This is a genomic window from Lysobacter sp. Root604 (assembly GCF_001427505.1).
In the GTDB taxonomy this organism is placed as follows: Bacteria; Pseudomonadota; Gammaproteobacteria; order Xanthomonadales; family Xanthomonadaceae; genus Lysobacter.
The window spans coordinates 1-20,605 of record NZ_LMGS01000014.1 but is presented as its reverse complement, the minus strand read 5'-3'; the positions used below and the strand labels follow the sequence as shown (position 1 = coordinate 20,605).

Below are 20,605 nucleotides of genomic sequence, written 5' to 3'. Positions count from 1 at the left end.
ATGGCCGACGCGATGGCGAAGCTGCGCAGGTACTCGATCGCGGCTCACGCCGCTCCCACAGAAAACGAGGTCGGCGCCGCTCAGGCCGCGGGTTTGGCGCCGAAGCGAGACTTCAGCCCGGGCAAGCTGGCCGCGAACACCACCACCACCGCCAGCACCAGTTCGATCCAGGCCAGCGTGCGCTCGGGCGGGCGCGAGTAGGCGACCATCACCCCGTGACTGAACCAGGCCAGCGCCAGCACCGCCGACCAGAAGCCGGCACGCGCGCTGCCGCGCAGCACGCCCAGCGCAAGCCAGGCCGGCGGCAGCGCGAACACTGCCAGCGCGCCCCAGGACGGCGGCGTACGGCCGCCGAACCAGACCGCGTACACGGCCACCAGCGCGATCAGCGCCAGGGCCAGGATCTTGCGCGCCAGGCTCATCGGCTCACCTTGACCACCAGTTCGGCGACCCGGCGCCCGAGCACGCGCGCGAGCTTGGCTTCGTCCTCGCTGGGCTGCGGATCGTCCTGACTGCCGGCTACATGGCTGGCGCCGTAGGGCGTGCCGCCGCCGCGGGTGCTGCTCAGCGTGGGCTCGGTGTAGGGAATGCCGAGGATCACGCAGCCGTGGTGCAGCAGGGGCACCATCATCGTCAGCAGGGTCGATTCCTGGCCGCCGTGCTGGGTCGCGGTGGAGGTGAACACCGCCGCCGGCTTGCCGACCAGGGTGCCGCTGGCCCATTCCGCGCCCAGCCCGTCCAGCCAATGCTTGACCGGCGCGGCCATGTTGCCGAAGCGGGTGGGACTGCCCAGGATCAGGCCCGCGCATTCGACCAGATCGCGCGATTCGACATAGGGCGCGCCGTCCTCGGGCACCGGTGGCGCCGCGGTCTGGGTCACCGCCGCGACCGGCGGCACCGTGCGCAGCCGCGCCTGCACGCCGTCGACCTCGCCGATGCCGCGCGCGATCTGGCGCGCCAGTCGTGCCACCGATCCGCCGCGGCTGTAGTAGAGCACCAGAACTTCGGTCATCGCATTCTCCTGTGGCGACAAGGATAGATGATGCGGTGGGCAGGGGCGGGCGCGGCCCTGCATCCCCTCCGCACGCCCCATCGGTTACCCTCCGGTCGATGGAGCCGCTGAACACGATCAATCGCTGGGGCGACCGCATGCGCGACCGCGCGCGCGTCGGCACCTTCTTCCGCTTCCTGGCCCGGCGTTTCCTCGACGACAACCTGTTCCAGGCCGCCGGCGCGCTGTCGTATACCACCGTGTTCGCCCTGGTTCCGCTGTCGATGGTGGTGTTCGGGGTGCTGTCGGCGTTCCCGGTGTTCAGCGAGTGGAGCGACCGCCTCAGCGACTACATCTTCTCCAACTTCGTGCCCTCGGCCGCGCGCTCGGTCGAGGCCAGCCTGAAGCAGTTCTCGGCCAACATCGGCCAGCTCACCGCGGCCGGCGTGATCGCGCTGGTGGTGTCGCTGCTGATCACCCTCAATGGGGTGGAGTCGACCTTCAACCGGATCTGGCGGGTCAAGGCGGCACGGCCCCAGGTTGGACGCTTCCTGGTGTACTGGACGGTGCTGACCCTGGGCGCGCTGATGGCCGCGGCCAGCCTGGCGGTGTCGGCCAAGTTCTTCTCGATGGAAGTATTCGCGACCCAACCCGGACGGCTGCTGGAGCGCGTGATGCTGCAGCTGGCGCCAGTGGCGATCGAATGGCTGGCGTTCGCGGCGATCTACCGCGTGGTCCCGCATCGCACGATCCACTGGCGCCACGCCTTCGCCGGCGCGCTGCTGGCGGCCACGCTGTTCGAGCTGGTCAAGTGGGGCATCGGCCTGTACCTGGGCAGCTTCGGCTCCTATTCCAAGATCTACGGCGCGTTCGCGGCCGTGCCGATCTTCCTGCTGTGGATCTACCTGAGCTGGATCGCGGTGCTGCTGGGCGCCTCGCTGGCGTCCTCGATTTCCGCCTTCCGTTACCAGCCGATCGGCATGCGCCTGCCGCTGGGCTTCGAGATGTACGGGCTGCTGCGTCTGCTGGCGCGTTTCAACGAGGCCCGCGCCGACGGCCGCGGCCTGCACAGCGACGAGATCCAACAGCTCGAGCCCATGCTCACCGACACCCTGGTCCAGCAGATGCTCTCGCAGCTCAACTCGATCAACGTGGTCGCGCGCGCCGAGGGCGGCGAATGGCTGCTGTCGCGCGACCTCGACGATCTGTCGCTGGCCGAACTCTACGAAGCCTGCGGGCTGCGCATTCCGATCGCCGAGGCCATGCTGCCTTGCCGCGACGACTCGCTGGGCCGCTCCGCGGTCGCGGCGATGGACGAACTGCGCGTGCCCCTGCGCGATTTGCTCAAACGCCCCGTGTCCACCATCCACGCCGACCAGGAATGAACCCGATGACGCTACGCCGCCTCGCCCCGATCCTCGCGCTGTCGCTGCTGGCCGTCGCGCTCGCGGGCTGCAATAAGCCGGCGCCGGCGCCCCAGTCCGCCGCCGCGCCCGAGGCGCCCAAGGCCGCCGCAGCGCCCGGGGCGCCTGAGGTGCCCGAGGCGCCCAAGCCCGCCGCGGCGCCGGCCGCGCCCTCGCAGGTACCGGACTTGAGGCTGGCGACCCTGGACAACGGCCCGTTCGACCTGGCCGCGCATCGCGGCAAGTGGGTGGTGGTGAATTTCTGGGCGACCTGGTGCGCGCCCTGTCTGAAGGAAATGCCCGAGCTGTCGGCGATGGACGCGATGCGCGAGCACATCGAAGTGATCGGCCTGGCCTACGAGGAAATCGAGCCGGCCGACATGCGCGCGTTCCTGAAGACGCATCCGGTGGTCTACCCGATCGCGATCGTCGACACCTACGACCCGCCCAAGGCCTTCGACACGCCGCGCGGCCTGCCGATGACCTATCTGATCGGGCCGGACGGCAAGATCGCCGACAAATTCCTCGGCCCGGTGACCGCGGCCATGATCGAGGGCGCGATCGCCAAGGCCGGCGGTCCCGCCGCGCCGGTGGAGGCCAAGCCGGGCCAGTCGTGAGCGCGGCGCGCTACTACGTCAGCGGCAAGGTTCAGGGCGTATGGTTCCGCGCCAGCGCGCGCGAGCAGGCGCTGGCGCTGGACCTGCGCGGCTACGCGCGCAACCTCGCCGACGGCCGCGTCGAAGTACTCGCGGTCGGCGATGAAGCGGCGCTGGCGCGGTTCGAAATCTGGTTGCGGCGCGGCCCGGCCAACGCGCGGGTGGAGGCTTTGGCGCGTGAGGATGCGGATGGGGCCGAGGCGGGCGAGGGCTTCGTTTGCAGCTGAGCGTCTTGCTCGTTTGCGTGTCTCTTCGGTCCCCCGATTCCCTCCGGCCGTCATTCCCGCGAAAACCGGCTCCGCCTTCGCGGGAATGACGGCGAAAGCATGCGACTGACGCGGTTCCAACTGCGCTGTTTGCCTGCGTGCCGACTCAAGCCGGCCCAGGCGCGGGCATCAACCGCCCATTGCGCCACTCGCGCTGCTCGCTCGCATATCCGCGCCGCTGCAGATAATCGAAGATCGAGCGCACCGTCACCACCGGATACTCGCCCGACAATCGCGTGCCGACCGGGTGGTCGGTGAAGGCGGCATTGGCCGAGAACAGACCGCCGAGCACGCGTTTGGAATAGGGGATGTGGATGCGATCGGGGCGGAAGCCGTCGCGTTGCGCCCAGGCGTAGGCCGCGCGGCGATCGTCTATGGCGATGCCGTCCGGCGCGTTCGCGGCCAGCAGTTCCAGCACCCAGGCGGTGGAGTTCTGATAATCGCCGCTGCCGGGACGCGCGATCAGGCTGTAATGCGGCTGATGCAGGCTGCGCCGCGGCAGCGCGCGCAGGTGCGCGGCCAGGCGCTGCGCCTGCGCGGCTTGCAGCCAGACGATGCGCGCGTCCTGGTTGACCAAATCGTCGCTGAAGAAATTGACCAGGCCTTGGGCGTACAAGTGCGAGCGATCGCTGCCGCATTCGTTGAGCAGATGGACCGCGGTCCAGCGCCCGTTCGGGTGATCGCGCACGACGAAGCCGACGTGGCTGTAGACCAGCCCTTGCGCCGACAGATCGGTGCCGACGCGCGCGATCAGGGCCACTGGCGCGTCGCGTTCGTCCAAAGCCTCGGCTACGCGCAAGGCGGTGGCCGCGGCCGCGGCCACCTTGTCCGCCGACACCGTCTGTGCATCGCAGCGTGTGCCGGCCTCGGCGCGCGGCGCGGCGGCGAGCGCCAGCGCGATGGCCAGGACGTAGGCGCTCCAGGCCGACAGTAATCCGGTGCGCACGCGCGATACCTCGTTCAGCCGATGCGGCGGCTGTGCAGCAGGGGGCGCGTGCGTTCGTTCGGCACGAAGCACAAGGCCCGGCCGGCCGCGCTGATCAGCCAGCCGGTGGCGAGCGCGCTGACCTGCACGGCCTGACCGACGTGCAGGCCCAATTCCTTGGCCGCCTCGGCCGACACATAGACCACGAAGGAGGCGCCGATGCCCACGGCCGAGACCGTGATCGCCACGCCCTGGGCGCTGGCGCCAATGCCGGCGACCGCGAACTTGGCGCCTTCCGACAAGGCCAGCGAAACCGCGGCCGGCACTTCCACCGACGCGGCCAGGCTGGCCTCGGACTGGCGGCTGGCGCCGTCGGACTGCGCGGCCGCAAACGCCGGCATCCCTGCCAGCAGACCGATCGCGGCCGAAACGGCCCAGACGAGGGGGAAACACCCGCGGGCTGCGAACCGGTGTGGAGCGGACCTGCGCATCGTGTTTGCTCGTCTGGGCCTGGGGCCAGGCTGGAACGCGCTCACGCCGGTTTCAACGGGTATCGGCGAGGTGGCTCCCGTAGTGCCGTCGGGTAGCGTATTTTTATACCCATGGCCCTGTCCCTAGAACTCGTTGACGCCCTCAAGCGCTTCCTGCGCGCGCAGGACCTCACCTACCGCGATCTCGCGACCCGCCTCAAGCTCAGCGAGGCGGCGGTCAAACGCATGTTCTCCAAGCGCGCGATGAGCCTGGAGCGGCTGGAGCAGATCTGCGACGTGCTCGACGTCGGCCTGGCCGATCTCAGCGCCGAGGCCGCGCGTGGGCGCAAGGTCATGGCCGAGCTCAGCGAGGCGCAGGAGCAGGCCCTGGTCGACGAGCCGGCGCTGTTGCTGGCGCTGTTTCTGACCTTGAACCGCTGGAAGCAATCGGACGTGCAGGAACACTTCCTGTTCGACGACGCGCAGTGGACCCGGCTGCTGGTGCGTCTGGACCGGCTGGGCATCATCGAGCTGATGCCGGGCAACCGCGGCCGTCCGCTGACCTCGCGCAATTTCCGCTGGCGCGCCGACGGCCCGATGGAGCGGTACTTCCGCTTGAACCTGCTCGGCGACTTTTTCGCCGACCCCTTCGACGGCGAGCAGGACGTGCTGCTGCTGCTCAGCGGCAGCCTCAGCATCGCCGGCATCCGTCAGCTCAAGCAGCGCCTGGGCGAGGTCGCGCGCGAGTTCGACGCGCTGCTGGCGCGCGACGCGGCCTTGAGCGCCCAGGAGCGCGTCGGCGTGAGCCTGGTGCTGGCGCAGAAGCCGTGGCTGCTGCAGCTGTTCCAACCGTATCGGCGTTCTCAGGCAGGGTAGGTGCTGCGGTGAACGCCAGGGCGGGTTCTTCGGTAAAGCGATCGCGGCTTACGCCGCTCCCACAGACGCCGCCTCGAGCTTTCTGTGGGAGCGGCGTAAGCCGCGATCGTCATTCCGAACGACCGCGCACCCTTATTTCTTCTTGTTCGCGATCGGCTTGAGCGCCCCGTAGCGCTCCTTCTTCGGCTTGCCCGGTAGCGGCGGGAATTCCAGCGTGCTTTCGGGCAGCTTGTGCTCCGGCGCGCGCGACAGCAGATCGCGGATCAGGGTCAGCCGGCCCTGACGCTGATCGTTGAAGTCGACCAGGGTCCAGGGCGCGTGCTTGCTGTGGGTGGCGGCCAGCATGGCTTCGCGTGCGCGGGTGTAGTCGTCGTAATGCTTGCGCGCCTCGACGTCGATAGGCGACAGCTTCCAGCGTTTGAGCGGGTCGGCCAAGCGTTCGGCGAAGCGCTCTTCCTGCTCGGCCTGGTCGCAGCACAGCCAGTATTTGAACAGCACGATGCCATCGTCGGTGAGCAGCTTCTCGAACGCCGGCGCCTGCTTGAGGAAGGCGGCGACCTGCTCGGGCTTGGCGAAGCCCATGACCTGCTCGACACCGGCGCGGTTGTACCAGCTGCGGTCGAACAGCACGATCTCGCCGGCCGCGGGCAGGTGCGGCACGTAGCGCTGGAAATACCACTGGGTGCTTTCGCGGTCGTTGGGCTTGGGCAGGGCGACCACGTGGCACTGGCGCGGATTTAGGTATTCGGTGATGGCGTTGATCGCACCGCCCTTGCCGGCGGTGTCGCGGCCTTCGAACAGAATCACCACACGGCGGCCGCTGTGCTGGACCCAGCGGGCGACGTCGGCCAGGTCCAGTTGCAGCGCTTCGAGCTGGGCCTCGTAGTCCTTGCGCTTGAGCTTGCTCATCGCTTCGCCTTCTTCTTGGCCGGCGCGCGCGGGGCGCGGCTGCGCTTGGTGCCGGCCATCGCGGTGGCCACTTCCAGCAAGGCGCCCTGCTGGGTGGTGTTGAGCGCGCGGTAGGCGGCCAGCAGATCGTGTTCGCCCTGGGTGCGGGCCGGGTCGAAGGTGCTGGCCAGCTCCGACAGCAGCGCGCCGGCGGGGACGCCGAAGGTACGCGCGAGCGCATCGAGCTGGTCCTTGCCGGGCAGCTTCTCGCCCTGCAGCCAGGCGCTGACGGTGGCCACGCCGGCGCGCGGAATGGCGGTGGCGATGTCGGCGGCGTTCATACCGCGGGCCTTGGCGAGCAGTCGCAAGGTGGTACCAAGCGGCATGGCGATCACTCCTTGTGAGCGGGTTCGAGCAAACGGGGGCGCAGCGTGGCCAGGTTGCAGGGCCGGGTGCGGGCGTCGAGTTGGGCGCGGATGATCTTGTCCCAGGCGGTGCGGCAGGCCGAGGTCGAGCCGGGCAGGCAGAACACGAAGGTGCCGTTGGCCAAGCCGGCGAACGCGCGCGACTGCAGGGTCGAGGTGCCGATCTCCTCGAAGCTCAGCGCGCGGAACAGTTCGCCGAAACCGGGCATTTCCTTGTCCAGCAGGGGCAGCAGCGCCTCGGGCGTGGAGTCGCGGCCGGTGAAGCCGGTGCCGCCGGTGACCAGCACGCCGTCGACGTCGCGGTCGGCGATCCACTGCGACACCGCGGCGCGCAATCGGTAGCGGTCGTCGGGCAGCAGCTGGCGTTCGCTCAGGCGGTGCCCGGCCTCGCTCAGCGCTTGCACCAGGTAGTCGCCGGAGCTGTCTTCGGCCAGGGTGCGCGAGTCCGACACGGTCAGCACGCACAGTCGCAAGGGGATGAAATCGCGTTCTGCGGTCATGGCGCGCAGCCTGGGCTGGGGGCTGAAAAAAAGCAAATCCCGATGGGCCATTTGTGGGGGGCGTGACGTTGCAAAAGCAAATCCCCCCTAGCCCCCCTTTTTCAAAGGGGGAAGGCCAGCGGGGTGCAAGGGCGCGGGCCAGCGTGGTGCAGATGCTGATCGATGCCAGTTGTTCCCCCCTTTGAAAAAGGGGGGCTAGGGGGGATTTGCTTTGCGCCTTACCCGCGCACCGATCAATGCCAGTTGTTTCCCCCTTTGAAAAAGGGGGCGAGGGGGGATTCGCCTTGCGCCTTACCCGTGCACCGAAAACGCCGCCGGCGCCAAGCCCTGCCGATGCCGCTGCGCCATCGCCACCACCGCGGCGGCGAAGTCGGCGGCGTAGGCGTTCATGTCGAACAGCCCGCTGTCGGCGCGCCGCTGCGCAAGCTCGGCACGCAGCGCGGCCAGCGCCGCCGGGTCGCGGCCCAGCGCGACCGCGCGCGCGACGAAGGCCTCGTCGCTGTCGACGTTCAGCGACGCCAGGCCGAGGTGATGGTTGAGGCTGCCGGCCACGCGCGCGGCGAAGGTCGCGCCGGGCCGGGTCAGCACCGGGCAACCCGCCCACAGTGCGTCCGAGGCGGTGGTGTGGGCGTTGTAGGGCTCGGTGTCCAGGAACAGGTCGGCATGGCGCAGGCGCGCCAGATACTCCGCGTGCGGCTGCTTGGGCATGAACACCAGCCGCTGCGGCGCGACGTCCTGGGTCTGTGCGTAGGTGCGCAGGCGCGCGTCGGCCTCGCCCGGCCCCGACAGCAGCCACAGCACGCTGCCCGGCAGCGCGCGCAGCACCGCCAGCGCGCGCGCCATGCTGCGCGGGTTGAGCTTGTAACTGTTGTTGAAGCAGGCGAACACCGTGCCGATCTCGGGCAGGCCGCAGTCGGCGCGCGACGGCGGCGCCAGAAGCGCGCGCGCGGTGTCGGAGGGTTGGAAACAGCGGGGCAGCCAGGCCACGGCTTCGCTGTAGTGCGGCGCCATCCACTCGGGCAGGGCGTAGCGGTCGGCCAGCACGTAGTCGATCCACGGTGCGCCCGAGCTGCCGGGGTAGGCCAGCCAGTTCACCTGCACCGGCGCCGGCCGCAGCGCCAAGGCTTCGGGCACGCCGCCGCCGCCCCAGCCGCGCAGGTCGAACAGCACTTCGATGCCGGCGCCGCGGATCGCCGCGGCGACCTGCGCGTGCGGACGTTGCGAAACATCGTGCAGCGCGTGCGCGGCGGCGTGCAGGCGCTGCCGCACTGGGCCGCCGTCGTCCGCGGTGAGCGCGAACAGATGGGTCTGTAGCGCGGTCTGCGCGCGCAGGGCCTCGAACAGGGCGACCGTGAGCAGGCCGGTCGGGTGCGCGCCGAAACCGTTGGACAGGAAGCCCACCCGCACCGGCGCGCCGTCGTCGGCGCGCGCGGCCACCGCGGGCAAGGGCCGCACGGCGCGAGCGATCTCGCTTGCGCGCAAACGCGCGCAGCGCAGTTGCTCGGCGGCGTCGGCGTCCTCGCTGAGGAAGGCGAAGGGTTCCACCGCCGCGCGCCCGGCCGCGACCGCGTCGCGCACCTGGCGCGACAGCGCGTCCAGATCGCGCCAATCGCAGAGCCGGCGCCGCCAGGCCAGCAGATAGGCCGCCAGCTGCGGTTCGTCGGGGGCGAGCGCGTGCGCGCGCGCGTAGGCTTGCGAAGCGGCTTCGGCTTCGCCGGTGTCTTCCAGCGCATGCCCCAGCCAGACCGCGATGCCGGGGTGGTCGGGCGCGTTGCGCGCGGCCTCGCGCAGGTGGGCCACCGCGTCCTCGCGCCGGCCCAGCATCCATTGCGCGCGGCCCAGACGCGCCAGCGCTTCGGGGTGGCCCGGGCGCAAGTCGAGTGCGCGCTGCGCGGCGTTCGCGCCCGCGTTGGCGTCGCCGGCGTCGAGTTCGTGTTCGGCCAGCACGATCCAGGCGATCGCGTCGCTTGGATTGCGCTGCAGGGCCAGGCGCAGCTCGACGCGCGGATCGTTCAAGGCGATGGCCGGGTCAGGCCGCGCTCAGCGGCAGGTGGTAGCGCAAGGTGCCGTCGTAGCGGTGCCAACCGCTGGCGTCGTACAGGGCCTGCGCGGTCGCGTTGTCGGGGTCGGTCTCCAGCTCCAGCCGGACCGCGCCGTCGGTGCGCGCGAACTCGGCGGCGGCGTTCAGCAGCGCCTGGGCGACGCCGCGACGGCGCGCATCGGCTTCCACGAACAGATCGTTGAGCACCCAGACGCGCGCGGCGCGCACCGAGGAAAAGCTGGGATAGAGCTGGGTGAAACCGGCCGGCGCGCCGTCGAGTTCGGCCAGGAATACCACCGACTCCTCGCGCTGCAGGCGCTGGGCGATGAAGGCGCGCGAGACGGCTTCGTCGTAGCGCTGGGTGTAGAAGTGCCGATAGCGGTCGAACAGCGGCGCCAGGGCGTCGAGATCGTCGAGGTAGGCGCGGCGGACGGTGACGGGCATGGGCGGCACTATTGGTAGAGGGGGCGTGGCCCGATTATGGCGCCGGCCCACGTGTGCGGCGATAGCCCACCCACGTGCATTCTGTGGGAGCGGCGTGAGCCGCGATCGAAATACTGCGCAGCCTGCGCCGCCAATGGCCGCCCCGCGATCGCGGCTCACGCCGCTGCCACAGGCAGCCGGCAGCGATCAGTCGTCGGTCAACCGCGCCAATTCGTCGGCCTGATGCTCCTGCATCAAGCGCGCGACCAGCGCGTCCAGCTCGCCGGCGATCACGTTGGGCAGGTCGTACAGGGTCAGGCCTTCGACGCGGTGATCGGTGATGCGGCCCTGCGGGAAGTTGTAGGTGCGGATGCGCTGGCTGCGGTCGCCGCTGCCGACCTGGAGCTTGCGGGTCTCGGCCTGCGCGGCCGCAGCCTTGGCGATCTGCGCTTCGGCCAGCATCGCCTTCAAGCGCTTCATCGCCTTGTCGCGGTTGGCGTGCTGACTGCGTTCGGTCTGGCTTTCCACCACGATCCCGCTGGGCGCGTGGGTGATGCGGATCGCCGAATCGGTCTTGTTGACGTGCTGGCCGCCGGCGCCGGAGGAACGGAAGGTGTCGATGCGCAGATCGGCGGGATTGATCTCGATCGGCTCGCCCTCGGGCTCGACCGGGATGATCGCCACCGTTGCCGCCGAGGTGTGGATGCGGCCCTGCGATTCGGTCTCGGGCACACGCTGCACGCGGTGGGTGCCGGATTCGAACTTCAGCCGCGAGTAGGCGCCGCGGCCTTCGACGCGGGCGATGATTTCCTTGTAGCCGCCGTGTTCGCCGGCGCTGGAGGATTCGATCTCGACTTTCCAGCCCTGGCGCTCGGCGTAGCGCGCGTACATGCGGAACAGATCGCCGGCGAAAATCGCGGCCTCGTCGCCGCCGGTGCCGGCGCGCACTTCCAGATACAGGTCGCCCTCGTCGCGTGGATCCTTGGGGATCAGGTGCGCGAGCAGTTCCGCGTCCAGGCTCAGCAGGCGTTCGCGCGCGGCGGCGATCTCTTCTTCCGCCAGTTCGCGCAGTTCCGGGTCGGCGCGCATGGCCTCGGCCGCGGCCAGGTCGGCCTTGGCGCGGCTTTCCGCGGCCAGCGCGGTCGCCACCGGCTCCAACTGCGAGAACTCGCGCGACAGCTTGCGGAAGCGGTCGGTATCGCCGATCACGGACGGATCGGCGAGCAGACGCTCCAGCTCCTCGCGACGTTCGGCGAGGGCTTCCAGCTTGCGGCGCAGGGTAGGGGTCATAAGAGCCGGGATTCGGGAGACGGGATTCGGGATTGGCAAAAGCGGGCGACGCGTAGGGGCGTCGCTAGGCTTCGCGGTCCGAATCCGCATCCGATGCGGCATCGCCCGGCTGCTCGGGGAACAGCTTGTCGGCGGCGCGCGCGAGTTCGGCGTTGCCGCTCAGCGCCGCTTCGCGCAGGGCGATGGTGGGCGCGTGCAGCAAGCGATTGGTCAGGGTGTGGGCGAGGAAGTTCAGCACCTCGGCCGGGTCCTGTCCGGCCTCGAGCTGCTGGCGCGCCTTGGCCAGCACTTCCGCGCGCGCGGCCTCGCCGTGCGCGCGCAGGCGCTTGAGCGGGGCGGTGCGGGTGCTCGCGGCCATAGTCTCGACGAAGCGCGCGACCTGCAGGTCGACGATGGCCTCGGCCTCGGTCGCGGCTTCGCGGCGGCTGCGCCGGTTGTCTTCGATCGCGCGTTCCAGATCGTCGACGGTGTACAGGAAGGTGTCCTTGAGCTCGGCCACGTCGGGCGCGATGTCGCGCGGCACCGCCAGGTCCAGCAGCAGCATCGGCCGATGCTTGCGGGTGGCCAGCGCGGCGGCGACCTGCGGCCGGCGCAGGATCGGTTCGCGGCTGGCGGTGGCCGACAGTACGATGTCGGCTTCGCCGAGGTGGCGGTCGAGTTCCGACAAGGGCAGGGCCACGCCGCCGTGGCGCGTGGCCAGGTCCTGGGCGTGGCTGAGGGTGCGGTTGGCGATCAGCAGGCGCTTGGCCTTGGCCTGGACCAGATGGCGCGCGGCCAGTTCGATGGTCTCGCCGGCGCCGATCAGCAGCACGGTCGAGTCCTCCAGGCGGGCGAAGGACTCCTGCGCCAGGCGCACCGCGGCCGAGGCCACCGAGACCGGGTTGGCGCCGATGCGGGTGTCGGTGCGCGCGCGCTTGGCGGTCGAGAACGCCTGCTGGAACAGACGATCGAGTTGGCTGCCGAGGCTGCCGGCGCTGCGCGCGGTGGCCCACGCGTCCTTGACCTGGCCGAGGATCTGCGGCTCGCCCAGCACCAGCGAGTCCAGGCCGGTCGCGACCCGGAACAGATGGCGCACGGCTTCGGCGTCGCGATGGCGATACAGGTAGGCGTGCAGATCGCCCATGTCGTCCGGATGCGTGGCCAGCCAGTCGGCCAGCGCGCGGCCGTCGTCGTCGGCGACCGCGTACAGCTCGGTGCGGTTGCAGGTCGACAGCAAGGCCACTTCGCTCACCTGCGGCAACGCGCGCAATGCGTCCAGCGCCGCGGGCACGGCCTCGGACGAGAACGCGACGCGCTCACGCAGGCTGACCGGCGCGGTCTGGTGGTTGATGCCTAGGACGAACAAGCTCATCGGAACGCGAGGCGTCCAGGGACAGGGGCCGACGGCGGTCGACGGGGCGAAGTGGGAGACATCCGTTCAGGTGCTTGCGATAAGCTGCGGGCTGCTGAAGGCCGCCATTCTACCGGCCCCGTGGGTTTCGACGGATTCTGATGAGTTCGATGTCGATGGATTCGATGGGTTCGATTCACTCCGTCTCAAGCCGCCGCGCCCCGGCGCGCGCGCTGAGCCTGCTCGCCGGCGCCGTCCTGACGGTCCTGCTGGCCCCCGCGTTCGCGGCGCCCACGGCCAAATCGGCCGCGGCCGTGTCCGCCGACGCCTCGGCCGCCACCAGCGCGGCCCTGGAGCCGCTGCTGACCGGCGAGTTCGCGCTCCAGGCCGGCAAGCTCAAGGAGGCCGCGACCGCCTACGCCGCCGCCGCCCGCGCTGCCAAGGACAAGGAACTGGCCGCGCGCGCGACCGACATCGCGATCGTGGCCAAGGAAGACAAGCTGGCCGGCGAATCGCTGGCGCTGTGGCGCGAGCTGGGCGGCGAGGGCGCGCCCCTGCTGGCCTCGCAGGCGATCCTGGCCCTGCGCGGCGGCGACGAACGCGCCGCCCTGCGCGACCTGGACCGCCTGATGCTGGCCGACGACACCGGCTGGCGACGCGTGCTGGGCGTGCTCTCGACCGGCTCCAAGGACCCGCAGCAGGCCGCGCGCCTGCTGGAAAAGCTGATCGACGGCAGCCAGATGCCCAAGGACCTGATGGCCTGGGTCGCGTTCGGCCTGTATGCCCAGCGCCTGGACCAGCCCAAGCTGACCGAGCGCATCGTCGGCGAGGTGGTCGAGCGTTTCCCCGGCAATCCGCGGGTGAGTCTGCTGCGCGCCAGCCAGCTGCGCGAGGACGGCAAGCAGGACGAGGCCCGCAAGGTGCTGGAGTCGATCGCCGCCCAGGCCGACACCGACCCGCAGATGCGCGGCCTGATCGCCCAGGAATACGACGCCCTCGGCGACCTGCCGGCGGCCGCCGCGATCCTGGGCCGCGGCCCGCAGGACGACCAGACCTACGCCCTGCGCGCCTCGCTGATGGCGCGCGCCGAGGACAAGCCCACCCTCACTAAGCTCTACGACGAACTGCGCCGCAACGCCGCCAAGCCCGAACCGGGCCGGCGCCTGCTGCTGGGCCAGATCGCCGAATTCCTGGAGCGCAACGACGAGGCCCTGGATTGGTACCGCGGCGTGCCCGGCGGCCCGCAGCGCTGGGTCGCCAAGCTGCGCGCGGCCAACGTGCTGCACGAACTCAAGCGCGCCGACGAGGCCTACGCGGCCCTGCGCGCGCTGCAGTCCGACGCCTCGGCCGAGGACGACACCCGCCGCGACGCCTACCTGCTGGAGGCCGCGCTGCGCGCCGAGGACAAGAACGAGGCCGGCGAGCTGGACGCCTTCGCGCGCGGCCTGGCCGCGTTCCCGGACGAGCCGGAAGTGCTGTACGCGCGCGCCCTGAGCTATGAGCGCCGCGACGACATCCCGCGCGCCGAGGCCGATTTCCGCCGCATCCTGGTCGCCGAGCCGGACAGCGTGGCCGCGCTCAACGCGCTGGGCTACACCCTGGCCGACCGCACCACGCGCTTTCAGGAAGCGCTGGAGCTGATCCAGCGCGCGCGCACCGCCGAGCCCGACAACGCCGCCATCATCGACAGCTACGGCTGGGTGCTCTATCGCCTGGGCCGGAATCAGGAAGCCCTGGTGGAACTGCGCCGTGCCCTGACCCTGCAGAAGGATCCGGAGATCGCCTCGCACCTGGGCGAAGTGCTGTGGGCGGTGGGCAAGAAGGACGAGGCGCGCAAGTATTTCGAGCAGGCGCGCAAGCTGGATCCCGAGAACCGCGCTCTTAAGCGCGCGCTGGAAAAGACCGGCGCATGAAGGCGCGCGCGCTGACCGTGGCGGCCCTGGCCGCAGCGCTGAGCGCGTGCGCGGGGCAGGCCGTACGCGGTCCTGCGCCGCCGCCTGTGGCGCCCGCCGCCGCCGAGGCCGCCCAGTCCGCGCGCGAGAGCGAATTGCGCGCTCAGACCGGGTGGTCCCTGAGCGGCCGCATCGCGCTCAGCAACGGCCGCAACGGCGGCTCCGGGCGGATCGAATGGCGGCAGGACGGCGATCGCTACGAAGTCGCGCTCAGCGCCCCGGTGACCCGGCAGAGCTGGCGTTTGAGCGGCGATATCGCCGGCGCGCGCCTGGAAGGTTTGGAAGGCGGTACCCGCAGCGGCCCCGACGCCGCCGCGCTGCTGCGCGAGGCCACGGGCTGGGAAATCCCGGTCGCGGCCCTGAGCGATTGGGTGCGCGGCCTGCGCGCCACAGGACAGGGGCCGGCGAGCGTGCGTTACGGCGCAGATGGCCGCCCGGCTCGAATCGAGCAAGGCGGCTGGGGCATCGACTACCGTTGGCCCCCAGCCGATGGCGCGGGCGGCCCGGCGTTGCCGTCGCGGTTGGATGCGGTGCGCGGCGAGGCCAAGGTCAAAGTCATCGTGGATGAGTGGCAGACGGCCACGCCTGCGCCCGTGCCCATGGCCGCGGTGCAGACGCCTTGGGTGCCGATCGACAATTCGATGGCGGCGCAACTGCGCAAGGAGTTGGCGGGACTCAATCTCGACGATCCCGCTGCGGACATGTTGGCCAATGTCGAACGCGGCGATCTGGGCGCGATCGGTATCTGCGGTTTTAGCTGCGACACGCCAGGGCTTGCGCATGACGCGCCTGGGGTGCGTGGCGGGCGCAATCTCGCCGGCACCAGCGACATGATCCAGGGCGCCGAGCATATGAAGCTGATGAACCAGGCCAGCGCTTATGCGCTCGCCTACAACCGCGCGTTGGGCGATTGGCTGCGGCGTCACCCGACCGGTTCACCCGCCCCGAAAGGCCAATAAGCGGCCGCGCCGCGCGATCCGCCGACCATGTCCGCCGCCCCCCCCGAACACCCCTGGTCCCTCTGGCCCGCCCCGGCCAAGCTGAACCTGTTCCTGCGCATCACCGGCCGCCGCGCCGACGGCTACCACCTGCTGCAGACCGTGTTCCGTCTCCTGGATTGGGGAGATTCGATTCGCCTGCGCCTGCGCGACGACGGCCGCATCGTGCGCCACGGTGCCTCGGTCGCGGGCGTGCCCGAGGATCAGGATCTCACCGTTCGCGCGGCCAAGTTGCTGAAAGAATCAGCTAACGTCGCTCAAGGTGCCGATATCATCATCGAAAAGCGCATCCCGGCCGGCGGCGGTTTCGGCGGCGGTTCGTCCGATGCGGCGACCGTGCTGGTCGCCCTGGACGCGCTTTGGAGCACCGCTGTGGGCGTGGATCGCCTGGCCGCGCTGGGTCTGAGGCTGGGCGCGGACGTGCCGGTGTTCGTGCGTGGCGACAACGCCTGGGCCGAAGGGGTTGGCGAGGCGCTGTCGCCGATCGCCCTGGCGCCGGCCTGGTACCTGCTGGTCGACCCCGGCGTGCACGCGCCGACCGCGGCCTTATTCCAATCGGCTGAATTGACGCGGGATGCTGCGCCCGCGACAATATCGGACTTCGTTTCGGGTATGCCGCTCGGGAATGCGTTCGAGCCGGTTCTGCGCCTGCGCGAGCCGGCTGTGGAAGCCGCGTTCGTCGCCTTGTCGCGAGTCGGTTCGCCGCGTCTGACCGGCTCCGGCAGCGGCTGTTTCGTCGAGTTCGCCACGCGCGAATCCGCCGAATCGGCGCTGGCGGCGCTGCCTTCCGGCCTTCGGGCCTGGACGGCGGCCGGCGTCGCACGGTCTCCGTTGCACGCCGTACTCGAAACACACCTTATGCAGGGGCGTCGCCAAGAGGCCCAAGGCACCAGGTTTTGATCCTGGCATCCGTAGGTTCGAATCCTACCGCCCCTGCCAGTAACAACGGTTTTTGAATAGGCCCGATCCGGCCCAGACCTCCGGATCGGACATGGACGTCGCCCGCCACGGTCAGAGCGAAGCGGAGAAGACAAAGTGCAGAACGATCGCAGCCTGCTGGTATTCAGCGGCAACGCCAACCGCCCGCTCGCCTTGGCTGTATGCAAGGAACTCGGCATCCGTCTCGGCAAGGCGCTGGTCGGTCGGTTCTCCGACGGCGAAGTCCAGGTCGAGATCGAAGAGAACGTGCGCCGCCAGGAGGTGTTCGTCATTCAGCCGACGAACGCGCCTACGGCCGAGAATTTCATGGAACTGCTGGTGCTGATCGACGCGCTCAAGCGCGCATCGGTGACCAGCGTGACCGCGGTGGTGCCTTACTTCGGCTACGCCCGCCAGGATCGCCGCATGCGTTCCTCGCGCGTGCCGATCACGGCCAAGGTCGCGGCCAAGATGTTCGGCGCGGTCGGCGCCGACCGGGTGCTCACGGTCGATCTGCATGCGGATCAGATCCAGGGCTTCTTCGACATCCCGGTCGACAACGTCTACGCCTCGCCGCTGCTGCTGGCCGATATCTGGCGCGCGCACGGCACCGACAACATGGTGGTGGTGTCTCCCGACGTGGGCGGCGTGGTCCGCGCCCGCGCGATCGCCAAGCGCCTCGACGACGCCGATCTGGCGATCATCGACAAGCGCCGTCCGCGCGCCAACGTCTCCACGGTGATGAACATCATCGGCGACGTGGCGGGCAAGACCTGCGTGCTGGTCGACGATATCGTCGACACCGCCGGCACCCTGTGCGCGGCCGCGGCCGCGCTCAAGGCGCAGGGCGCGACCAAGGTGGTCGCGTACTGCACCCATCCGGTGCTGTCGGGCGCGGCGATCGATAACGTGACCCGTTCGCAGCTGGACGAGCTGGTGGTGACCGACACCATCCCGCTCACCGACGCGGCCCGGGCCTGCGGCCGCATCCGCCAGCTCAGCGTGGCCGAGCTGCTGGCCGAGACCATCCGCCGCATCGCCTTCGGCGAGTCGGTGAGTTCGCTGTACGTGGATTGACGAAAGCGGGCCGACGAAATCCGCGTTTCCGGCCCCGGCCGGGAACGCAACACCGCTCACCTGGTCGCGGGTGAGCGTTCTTTACCGCCGCGAGGCGGTTCAACGCAGTAAATGTGAGTAAACGAAAATGTCCGAACACATCATCAAGGCCACTGGCCGCAACGTCGAGGGTAAGGGTGCGAGCCGCCGCCTGCGTCGTGCCGCCAGCATCCCGGCCATCATCTACGGCGGCAAGGCCGCTCCGCAGCCGGTCCAGCTGGACCACGAGAAGGTCTGGCTGGCCAGCCAGAACGAGTGGTTCTACTCCTCGATCCTGACCCTGGACGTCGACGGCAAGTCCGAGAGCGTGCTGCTGCGCGATATGCAGCGCCACCCGTTCAAGCAGATCATCATGCACCTGGACTTCCAGCGCGTGGATGAGAACCAGGCGATCCGCGTCGCCGTGCCGCTGCACTTCCTCAACGAGGACAAGTCGCCGGCCGGCAAGTCGGCCGACGTCGTGGTCACCCACGAGCTCAACGAAGTCGAAGTCAGCTGCTTGCCGAAGGACCTGCCGGAGTTCCTGGAAATCGACCTGTCCGCGCTGTCGGTCGGCGATATCGTCCACCTGTCCGAGATCAAGCTGCCCAAGGGCGTCGAGATCCCCGAGCTGAAGCTGGGCAAGGAACACGATGTCGCCATCGTGATCGCCAAGCACGGCAAGGAAGAAGTCGAGGAGCCGACCGAGGCTCCGGCCGAAGTCCCGGCGGCCAAGGTCGCCAAGAAGGACGACGACAAGAAGTGATCGCCTGCCGGCGCGCCCTGACCGGCGCGCCGGTTCGCGTTCGCGGACTGTACTGATCCATGGCGGGACTGCGCCTGATCGTCGGCCTGGGCAATCCCGGCGCCGAATACACCCGGACCCGGCACAATGCCGGGTTCTGGTTTGTGGACGCCGTGAACGAGAAGTTCGGCGGGCGCTTCGGTCTGGAGTCCAAGCTGTTCGGCGAGACCTCCAAGGTCGAGATCGGCGGGCGTCCGGTCTGGCTGCTCAAGCCGGCCACGTTCATGAATCTGTCCGGCAAGTCCGTGACCGCGGCGCTGCGCTACTGGAAGATCGAGCCCGAAGAGGCGCTGCTGGCGCACGACGAGCTGGACCTGGCGGCGGGCACCGCGCGGCTCAAGTTCGACGGCGGCCACGGCGGCCAAAACGGCCTGCGCGACACCATCAAGCTGCTCGGGCACGGCAAGTTCCACCGCCTGCGCGTGGGCATCGGCCATCCCGGCCACAAGGACAAGGTCACCCCGTGGGTGCTGGGACGTCCCGGCCGCGACGACGAGGCCTCGATCCTGCGCTCCATCGACGACGCCATCGACGTGCTGCCGCTGGCGGTGCAGGGCGACGTCAACGAGGCGATGAAGCGGCTGCATACGAGCCGAGATTAGGGATTGGGGATTAGGGATTCGTAAGGCCTTGGCCTTTGCGAATCCCTAATCCCGAATCACGAATCCCGGATTGAACGCCATGGGCATCAAATGCGGCATCGTCGGCCTGCCTAACGTCGGCAAGTCGACCCTATTCAACGCCCTGACCAAGGCCGGTATCGCCGCGGCCAACTTCCCGTTCTGCACCATCGAGCCCAACGTGGGCGCGGTGCCGGTGCCGGATCCGCGCCTGAACGCGCTGGCCGAGATCGTCAAACCGCAGAAGCTGATCCCGACCGCGGTCGAGTTCGTCGACATCGCCGGCCTGGTCGCCGGCGCGGCCAGCGGCCAGGGTCTGGGCAACAAGTTCCTGGCTCACATCCGCGAGGTCGACGCGATCACCCACGTGGTGCGCTGCTTCGAGAATCCGGACGTGATCCACGTCAACAACAAGGTCGACCCGATCGCCGATATCGAGACCATCGATACCGAGCTGGCCCTGGCCGACCTGGAATCGGTGGAAAAGGCCCTGCAGCGCGCCGAGCGCAGCGCCAAGACCGGCGACAAGGAAGCCAAGCTCCGCGCCGAAGTCCTGGGCCGGGTCCGCGCCGGCCTCGACGCCGGCCAGCCCGCGCGCGCGCTGGGCCTGTCCGAGGACGACGTGGCCCAGGTCCGCGATCTGTTCCTGCTGACCCTGAAGCCGGTCATGTACGTGGCCAACGTGCTCGAGGACGGCTTCGAGAACAACCCGCATCTGGACGCCGTGCGCGCCCGCGCGGCCGGCGAGGGCGCCCAGGTGGTGCCGATCTCGGCCGCGATCGAGGAGGAACTCAGCCAGCTCGAGGACGCCGACCGCGACGCCTTCCTGGCCGATCTGGGCCTGGCCGAGCCGGGCCTGAACCGCCTGATCCGCGCCGGCTACGCCCTGTTGGGGCTGCAGACCTATTTCACCGCCGGCGTGAAGGAAGTCCGGGCCTGGACCGTCAAGGCCGGCTCGACCGCCCCGCAAGCCGCGGCGGTGATCCATACCGACTTCGAGAAGGGCTTCATCCGCGCCGAGACCATCGGCTACGACGATTTCATCAAGTACAAGGGCGAAGCCGGCGCCCGCGACGCCGGCCGCCTGCGCCTGGAAGGCAAGGAATACCGGGTCCAGGAAGGCGACGTGCTGCACTTCCGTTTCAACGTTTGAGGCTCGGAACGGGCCGAGTCGCGCGCTCCGGAAAAAAATCTGCGAAACTTGTGTCCGGACACGTTGACTTCCTCCGTTTCGAGCGCCAGAATTGCGGGCTCTTTTGGAGGGATACCCAAGCGGCCAACGGGGGCAGACTGTAAATCTGCTGGCTTACGCCTTCGGTGGTTCGAATCCACCTCCCTCCACCAGTTAGTTCCAACGCTGTAGCGGTTTTCGGCGCGGGAGTAGTTCAATGGTAGAACCTCAGCCTTCCAAGCTGATGGTGCGGGTTCGATCCCCGTCTCCCGCTCCATTGATTCTGCTCCAGGCGACACCATTACAGCGGTAGAAAAGTTTCACGCTCACGTAGCTCAGTCGGTAGAGCACCTCCTTGGTAAGGAGGAGGTCGAAGGTTCGATTCCTTTCGTGAGCACCATCCAAGCAGTACGTCAAACGCAGCAAGCCACCTAAAGAAACCAAGCGAGAAGCGAGTCATGGCCAAGGGTAAATTCGAGCGCACCAAGCCGCACGTGAACGTGGGCACCATCGGCCACGTGGACCACGGCAAGACCACGCTGACCGCAGCGCTGACCAAGGT

At 69.4% G+C, this 20,605-nt stretch carries 23 protein-coding genes and 4 tRNA genes; 16 read left to right on the top strand and 11 right to left on the bottom strand.

Features of this window, described 5'->3' with window-relative positions; all coding sequences use genetic code 11:
* Window positions 1–80 precede the first annotated feature (80 nt).
* Together ASD69_RS20805 and wrbA are read right to left on the bottom strand one after the other, a co-directional pair.
* Complete coding sequence (locus tag ASD69_RS20805) at window positions 81–422, bottom strand: DUF2069 domain-containing protein (protein ID WP_056183296.1); 342 nt, start codon at window positions 420–422, stop codon at window positions 81–83.
* Window positions 419–1,012, bottom strand: a complete 594-nt coding sequence (wrbA, locus tag ASD69_RS20800; RefSeq protein WP_056183293.1) for an NAD(P)H:quinone oxidoreductase — start codon at window positions 1,010–1,012, stop codon at window positions 419–421. The genes ASD69_RS20805 and wrbA overlap by 4 nt, the downstream gene beginning before the upstream one ends.
* 98 nt (window positions 1,013–1,110) lie before the next feature.
* On the opposite strand from wrbA, the gene ASD69_RS20795 reads away from it, so the two are divergent.
* Genes ASD69_RS20795 through ASD69_RS20785 form a run of 3 tightly spaced genes read left to right on the top strand, consistent with a single transcriptional unit; the run spans window position 1,111 to window position 3,277 of the window.
* A complete protein-coding gene (locus ASD69_RS20795; RefSeq protein ID WP_056183290.1) occupies window positions 1,111–2,376 on the top strand; it encodes a YihY family inner membrane protein in 1,266 nt (421 codons plus the stop codon).
* 5 nt (window positions 2,377–2,381) lie between these two features.
* Window positions 2,382–3,011, top strand: coding sequence for a TlpA disulfide reductase family protein (locus ASD69_RS20790; RefSeq protein WP_056183325.1), 630 nt, complete (start codon window positions 2,382–2,384; stop codon window positions 3,009–3,011).
* On the top strand, window positions 3,008–3,277 hold the full coding sequence (locus ASD69_RS20785; RefSeq protein ID WP_056183287.1) for an acylphosphatase: 270 nt from the start codon (window positions 3,008–3,010) through the stop codon (window positions 3,275–3,277). The genes ASD69_RS20790 and ASD69_RS20785 overlap by 4 nt, the downstream gene beginning before the upstream one ends.
* Before the next feature lie 145 nt (window positions 3,278–3,422).
* On the opposite strand, the gene ASD69_RS20780 is transcribed toward ASD69_RS20785, so the two are convergent.
* Both ASD69_RS20780 and ASD69_RS22300 read right to left on the bottom strand, forming a co-directional pair.
* Window positions 3,423–4,262 (bottom strand): DUF2145 domain-containing protein, encoded by an 840-nt coding sequence (locus ASD69_RS20780; protein ID WP_056183284.1) that lies wholly within the window; start codon window positions 4,260–4,262, stop codon window positions 3,423–3,425.
* A 14-nt stretch (window positions 4,263–4,276) separates the two neighbouring features.
* Window positions 4,277–4,642: a hypothetical protein gene (locus tag ASD69_RS22300; RefSeq protein ID WP_056183281.1), complete on the bottom strand. Its 366-nt coding sequence runs from the start codon at window positions 4,640–4,642 to the stop codon at window positions 4,277–4,279.
* 201 nt (window positions 4,643–4,843) lie between these two features.
* Here ASD69_RS22300 and ASD69_RS20770 point away from each other — a divergent pair, with 201 nt between their 5' ends.
* Window positions 4,844–5,587 (top strand): helix-turn-helix transcriptional regulator, encoded by a 744-nt coding sequence (locus ASD69_RS20770; protein ID WP_056183278.1) that lies wholly within the window; start codon window positions 4,844–4,846, stop codon window positions 5,585–5,587.
* Between the two features lie 132 nt (window positions 5,588–5,719).
* Here the strand turns inward: ASD69_RS20770 and ppk2 are convergent, their stop codons facing one another.
* The 7 genes from ppk2 to hemA form a co-directional block, all read right to left on the bottom strand.
* On the bottom strand, window positions 5,720–6,496 hold the full coding sequence (gene ppk2, locus ASD69_RS20765; protein WP_056183275.1) for a polyphosphate kinase 2: 777 nt from the start codon (window positions 6,494–6,496) through the stop codon (window positions 5,720–5,722).
* A complete protein-coding gene (locus ASD69_RS20760; protein WP_056183271.1) occupies window positions 6,493–6,861 on the bottom strand; it encodes a helix-turn-helix domain-containing protein in 369 nt (122 codons plus the stop codon). The genes ppk2 and ASD69_RS20760 overlap by 4 nt, the downstream gene beginning before the upstream one ends.
* A 5-nt stretch (window positions 6,862–6,866) precedes the next feature.
* Complete coding sequence (gene moaB, locus ASD69_RS20755) at window positions 6,867–7,400, bottom strand: molybdenum cofactor biosynthesis protein B (RefSeq protein WP_056183268.1); 534 nt, start codon at window positions 7,398–7,400, stop codon at window positions 6,867–6,869.
* A 291-nt stretch (window positions 7,401–7,691) separates the two neighbouring features.
* Window positions 7,692–9,422 (bottom strand): tetratricopeptide repeat protein, encoded by a 1,731-nt coding sequence (locus ASD69_RS20750; protein ID WP_056183265.1) that lies wholly within the window; start codon window positions 9,420–9,422, stop codon window positions 7,692–7,694.
* A 7-nt stretch (window positions 9,423–9,429) separates the two neighbouring features.
* Window positions 9,430–9,885 (bottom strand): GNAT family N-acetyltransferase, encoded by a 456-nt coding sequence (locus ASD69_RS20745; protein WP_056183261.1) that lies wholly within the window; start codon window positions 9,883–9,885, stop codon window positions 9,430–9,432.
* A gap of 186 nt (window positions 9,886–10,071) precedes the next feature.
* A complete protein-coding gene (gene prfA / locus ASD69_RS20740; protein WP_056183258.1) occupies window positions 10,072–11,154 on the bottom strand; it encodes a peptide chain release factor 1 in 1,083 nt (360 codons plus the stop codon).
* A gap of 64 nt (window positions 11,155–11,218) precedes the next feature.
* Window positions 11,219–12,505: a glutamyl-tRNA reductase gene (gene hemA / locus ASD69_RS20735; RefSeq protein ID WP_056183255.1), complete on the bottom strand. Its 1,287-nt coding sequence runs from the start codon at window positions 12,503–12,505 to the stop codon at window positions 11,219–11,221.
* A gap of 140 nt (window positions 12,506–12,645) precedes the next feature.
* Between hemA and ASD69_RS20730 the strand changes: the two genes are divergently transcribed.
* The 12 genes from ASD69_RS20730 to ASD69_RS20675 all read left to right on the top strand — a co-directional run.
* Complete coding sequence (locus ASD69_RS20730) at window positions 12,646–14,397, top strand: tetratricopeptide repeat protein (protein WP_235567285.1); 1,752 nt, start codon at window positions 12,646–12,648, stop codon at window positions 14,395–14,397.
* A complete protein-coding gene (gene lolB, locus ASD69_RS21580) occupies window positions 14,394–15,395 on the top strand; it encodes a lipoprotein insertase outer membrane protein LolB (protein ID WP_082576680.1) in 1,002 nt (333 codons plus the stop codon). Before ASD69_RS20730 ends, lolB begins: the two co-directional genes overlap by 4 nt.
* A 27-nt stretch (window positions 15,396–15,422) precedes the next feature.
* The gene (gene ispE / locus ASD69_RS20720) at window positions 15,423–16,334 is read left to right on the top strand and encodes a 4-(cytidine 5'-diphospho)-2-C-methyl-D-erythritol kinase (protein WP_056183319.1); all 912 of its coding nucleotides are present in this window, start codon (window positions 15,423–15,425) and stop codon (window positions 16,332–16,334) included.
* Window positions 16,297–16,373, top strand: a tRNA-Gln gene (locus ASD69_RS20715). The genes ispE and ASD69_RS20715 overlap by 38 nt, the downstream gene beginning before the upstream one ends.
* Window positions 16,374–16,469: 96 nt before the next feature.
* Window positions 16,470–17,429, top strand: coding sequence for a ribose-phosphate diphosphokinase (locus ASD69_RS20710; protein WP_056183252.1), 960 nt, complete (start codon window positions 16,470–16,472; stop codon window positions 17,427–17,429).
* A gap of 127 nt (window positions 17,430–17,556) precedes the next feature.
* Window positions 17,557–18,213 (top strand): 50S ribosomal protein L25/general stress protein Ctc, encoded by a 657-nt coding sequence (locus ASD69_RS20705; protein WP_056183248.1) that lies wholly within the window; start codon window positions 17,557–17,559, stop codon window positions 18,211–18,213.
* Between the two features lie 59 nt (window positions 18,214–18,272).
* Window positions 18,273–18,854 (top strand): aminoacyl-tRNA hydrolase, encoded by a 582-nt coding sequence (gene pth / locus ASD69_RS20700; protein ID WP_056183245.1) that lies wholly within the window; start codon window positions 18,273–18,275, stop codon window positions 18,852–18,854.
* A gap of 79 nt (window positions 18,855–18,933) precedes the next feature.
* Window positions 18,934–20,025, top strand: a complete 1,092-nt coding sequence (gene ychF / locus ASD69_RS20695) for a redox-regulated ATPase YchF (RefSeq protein WP_056183241.1) — start codon at window positions 18,934–18,936, stop codon at window positions 20,023–20,025.
* 105 nt (window positions 20,026–20,130) lie between these two features.
* A tRNA-Tyr gene (locus ASD69_RS20690) sits at window positions 20,131–20,216 on the top strand.
* Between the two features lie 30 nt (window positions 20,217–20,246).
* A tRNA-Gly gene (locus ASD69_RS20685) sits at window positions 20,247–20,320 on the top strand.
* A 47-nt stretch (window positions 20,321–20,367) separates the two neighbouring features.
* A tRNA-Thr gene (locus tag ASD69_RS20680) sits at window positions 20,368–20,443 on the top strand.
* A gap of 58 nt (window positions 20,444–20,501) precedes the next feature.
* The coding region (locus tag ASD69_RS20675) for a GTP-binding protein (protein WP_082559638.1) at window positions 20,502–20,605 on the top strand (104 nt) is incomplete at its 3' end.

Coding starts and splice junctions, on each gene's coding strand:
- ASD69_RS20805 (WP_056183296.1), bottom strand. CDS start 422: ATGAGCCTGGCGCGCAAGATCCTGGCCCTGGCGCTGATCGCGCTGGTG.
- wrbA (WP_056183293.1), bottom strand. CDS start 1,012: ATGACCGAAGTTCTGGTGCTCTACTACAGCCGCGGCGGATCGGTGGCA.
- ASD69_RS20795 (WP_056183290.1), top strand. CDS start 1,111: ATGGAGCCGCTGAACACGATCAATCGCTGGGGCGACCGCATGCGCGAC.
- ASD69_RS20790 (WP_056183325.1), top strand. CDS start 2,382: ATGACGCTACGCCGCCTCGCCCCGATCCTCGCGCTGTCGCTGCTGGCC.
- ASD69_RS22300 (WP_056183281.1), bottom strand. CDS start 4,642: ATGCCGGCGTTTGCGGCCGCGCAGTCCGACGGCGCCAGCCGCCAGTCC.
- ASD69_RS20770 (WP_056183278.1), top strand. CDS start 4,844: ATGGCCCTGTCCCTAGAACTCGTTGACGCCCTCAAGCGCTTCCTGCGC.
- ppk2 (WP_056183275.1), bottom strand. CDS start 6,496: ATGAGCAAGCTCAAGCGCAAGGACTACGAGGCCCAGCTCGAAGCGCTG.
- ASD69_RS20760 (WP_056183271.1), bottom strand. CDS start 6,861: ATGCCGCTTGGTACCACCTTGCGACTGCTCGCCAAGGCCCGCGGTATG.
- moaB (WP_056183268.1), bottom strand. CDS start 7,400: ATGACCGCAGAACGCGATTTCATCCCCTTGCGACTGTGCGTGCTGACC.
- ASD69_RS20745 (WP_056183261.1), bottom strand. CDS start 9,885: ATGCCCGTCACCGTCCGCCGCGCCTACCTCGACGATCTCGACGCCCTG.
- prfA (WP_056183258.1), bottom strand. CDS start 11,154: ATGACCCCTACCCTGCGCCGCAAGCTGGAAGCCCTCGCCGAACGTCGC.
- hemA (WP_056183255.1), bottom strand. CDS start 12,505: ATGAGCTTGTTCGTCCTAGGCATCAACCACCAGACCGCGCCGGTCAGC.
- ASD69_RS20730 (WP_235567285.1), top strand. CDS start 12,646: ATGAGTTCGATGTCGATGGATTCGATGGGTTCGATTCACTCCGTCTCA.
- lolB (WP_082576680.1), top strand. CDS start 14,394: ATGAAGGCGCGCGCGCTGACCGTGGCGGCCCTGGCCGCAGCGCTGAGC.
- ispE (WP_056183319.1), top strand. CDS start 15,423: ATGTCCGCCGCCCCCCCCGAACACCCCTGGTCCCTCTGGCCCGCCCCG.
- ASD69_RS20705 (WP_056183248.1), top strand. CDS start 17,557: ATGTCCGAACACATCATCAAGGCCACTGGCCGCAACGTCGAGGGTAAG.
- pth (WP_056183245.1), top strand. CDS start 18,273: ATGGCGGGACTGCGCCTGATCGTCGGCCTGGGCAATCCCGGCGCCGAA.
- ychF (WP_056183241.1), top strand. CDS start 18,934: ATGGGCATCAAATGCGGCATCGTCGGCCTGCCTAACGTCGGCAAGTCG.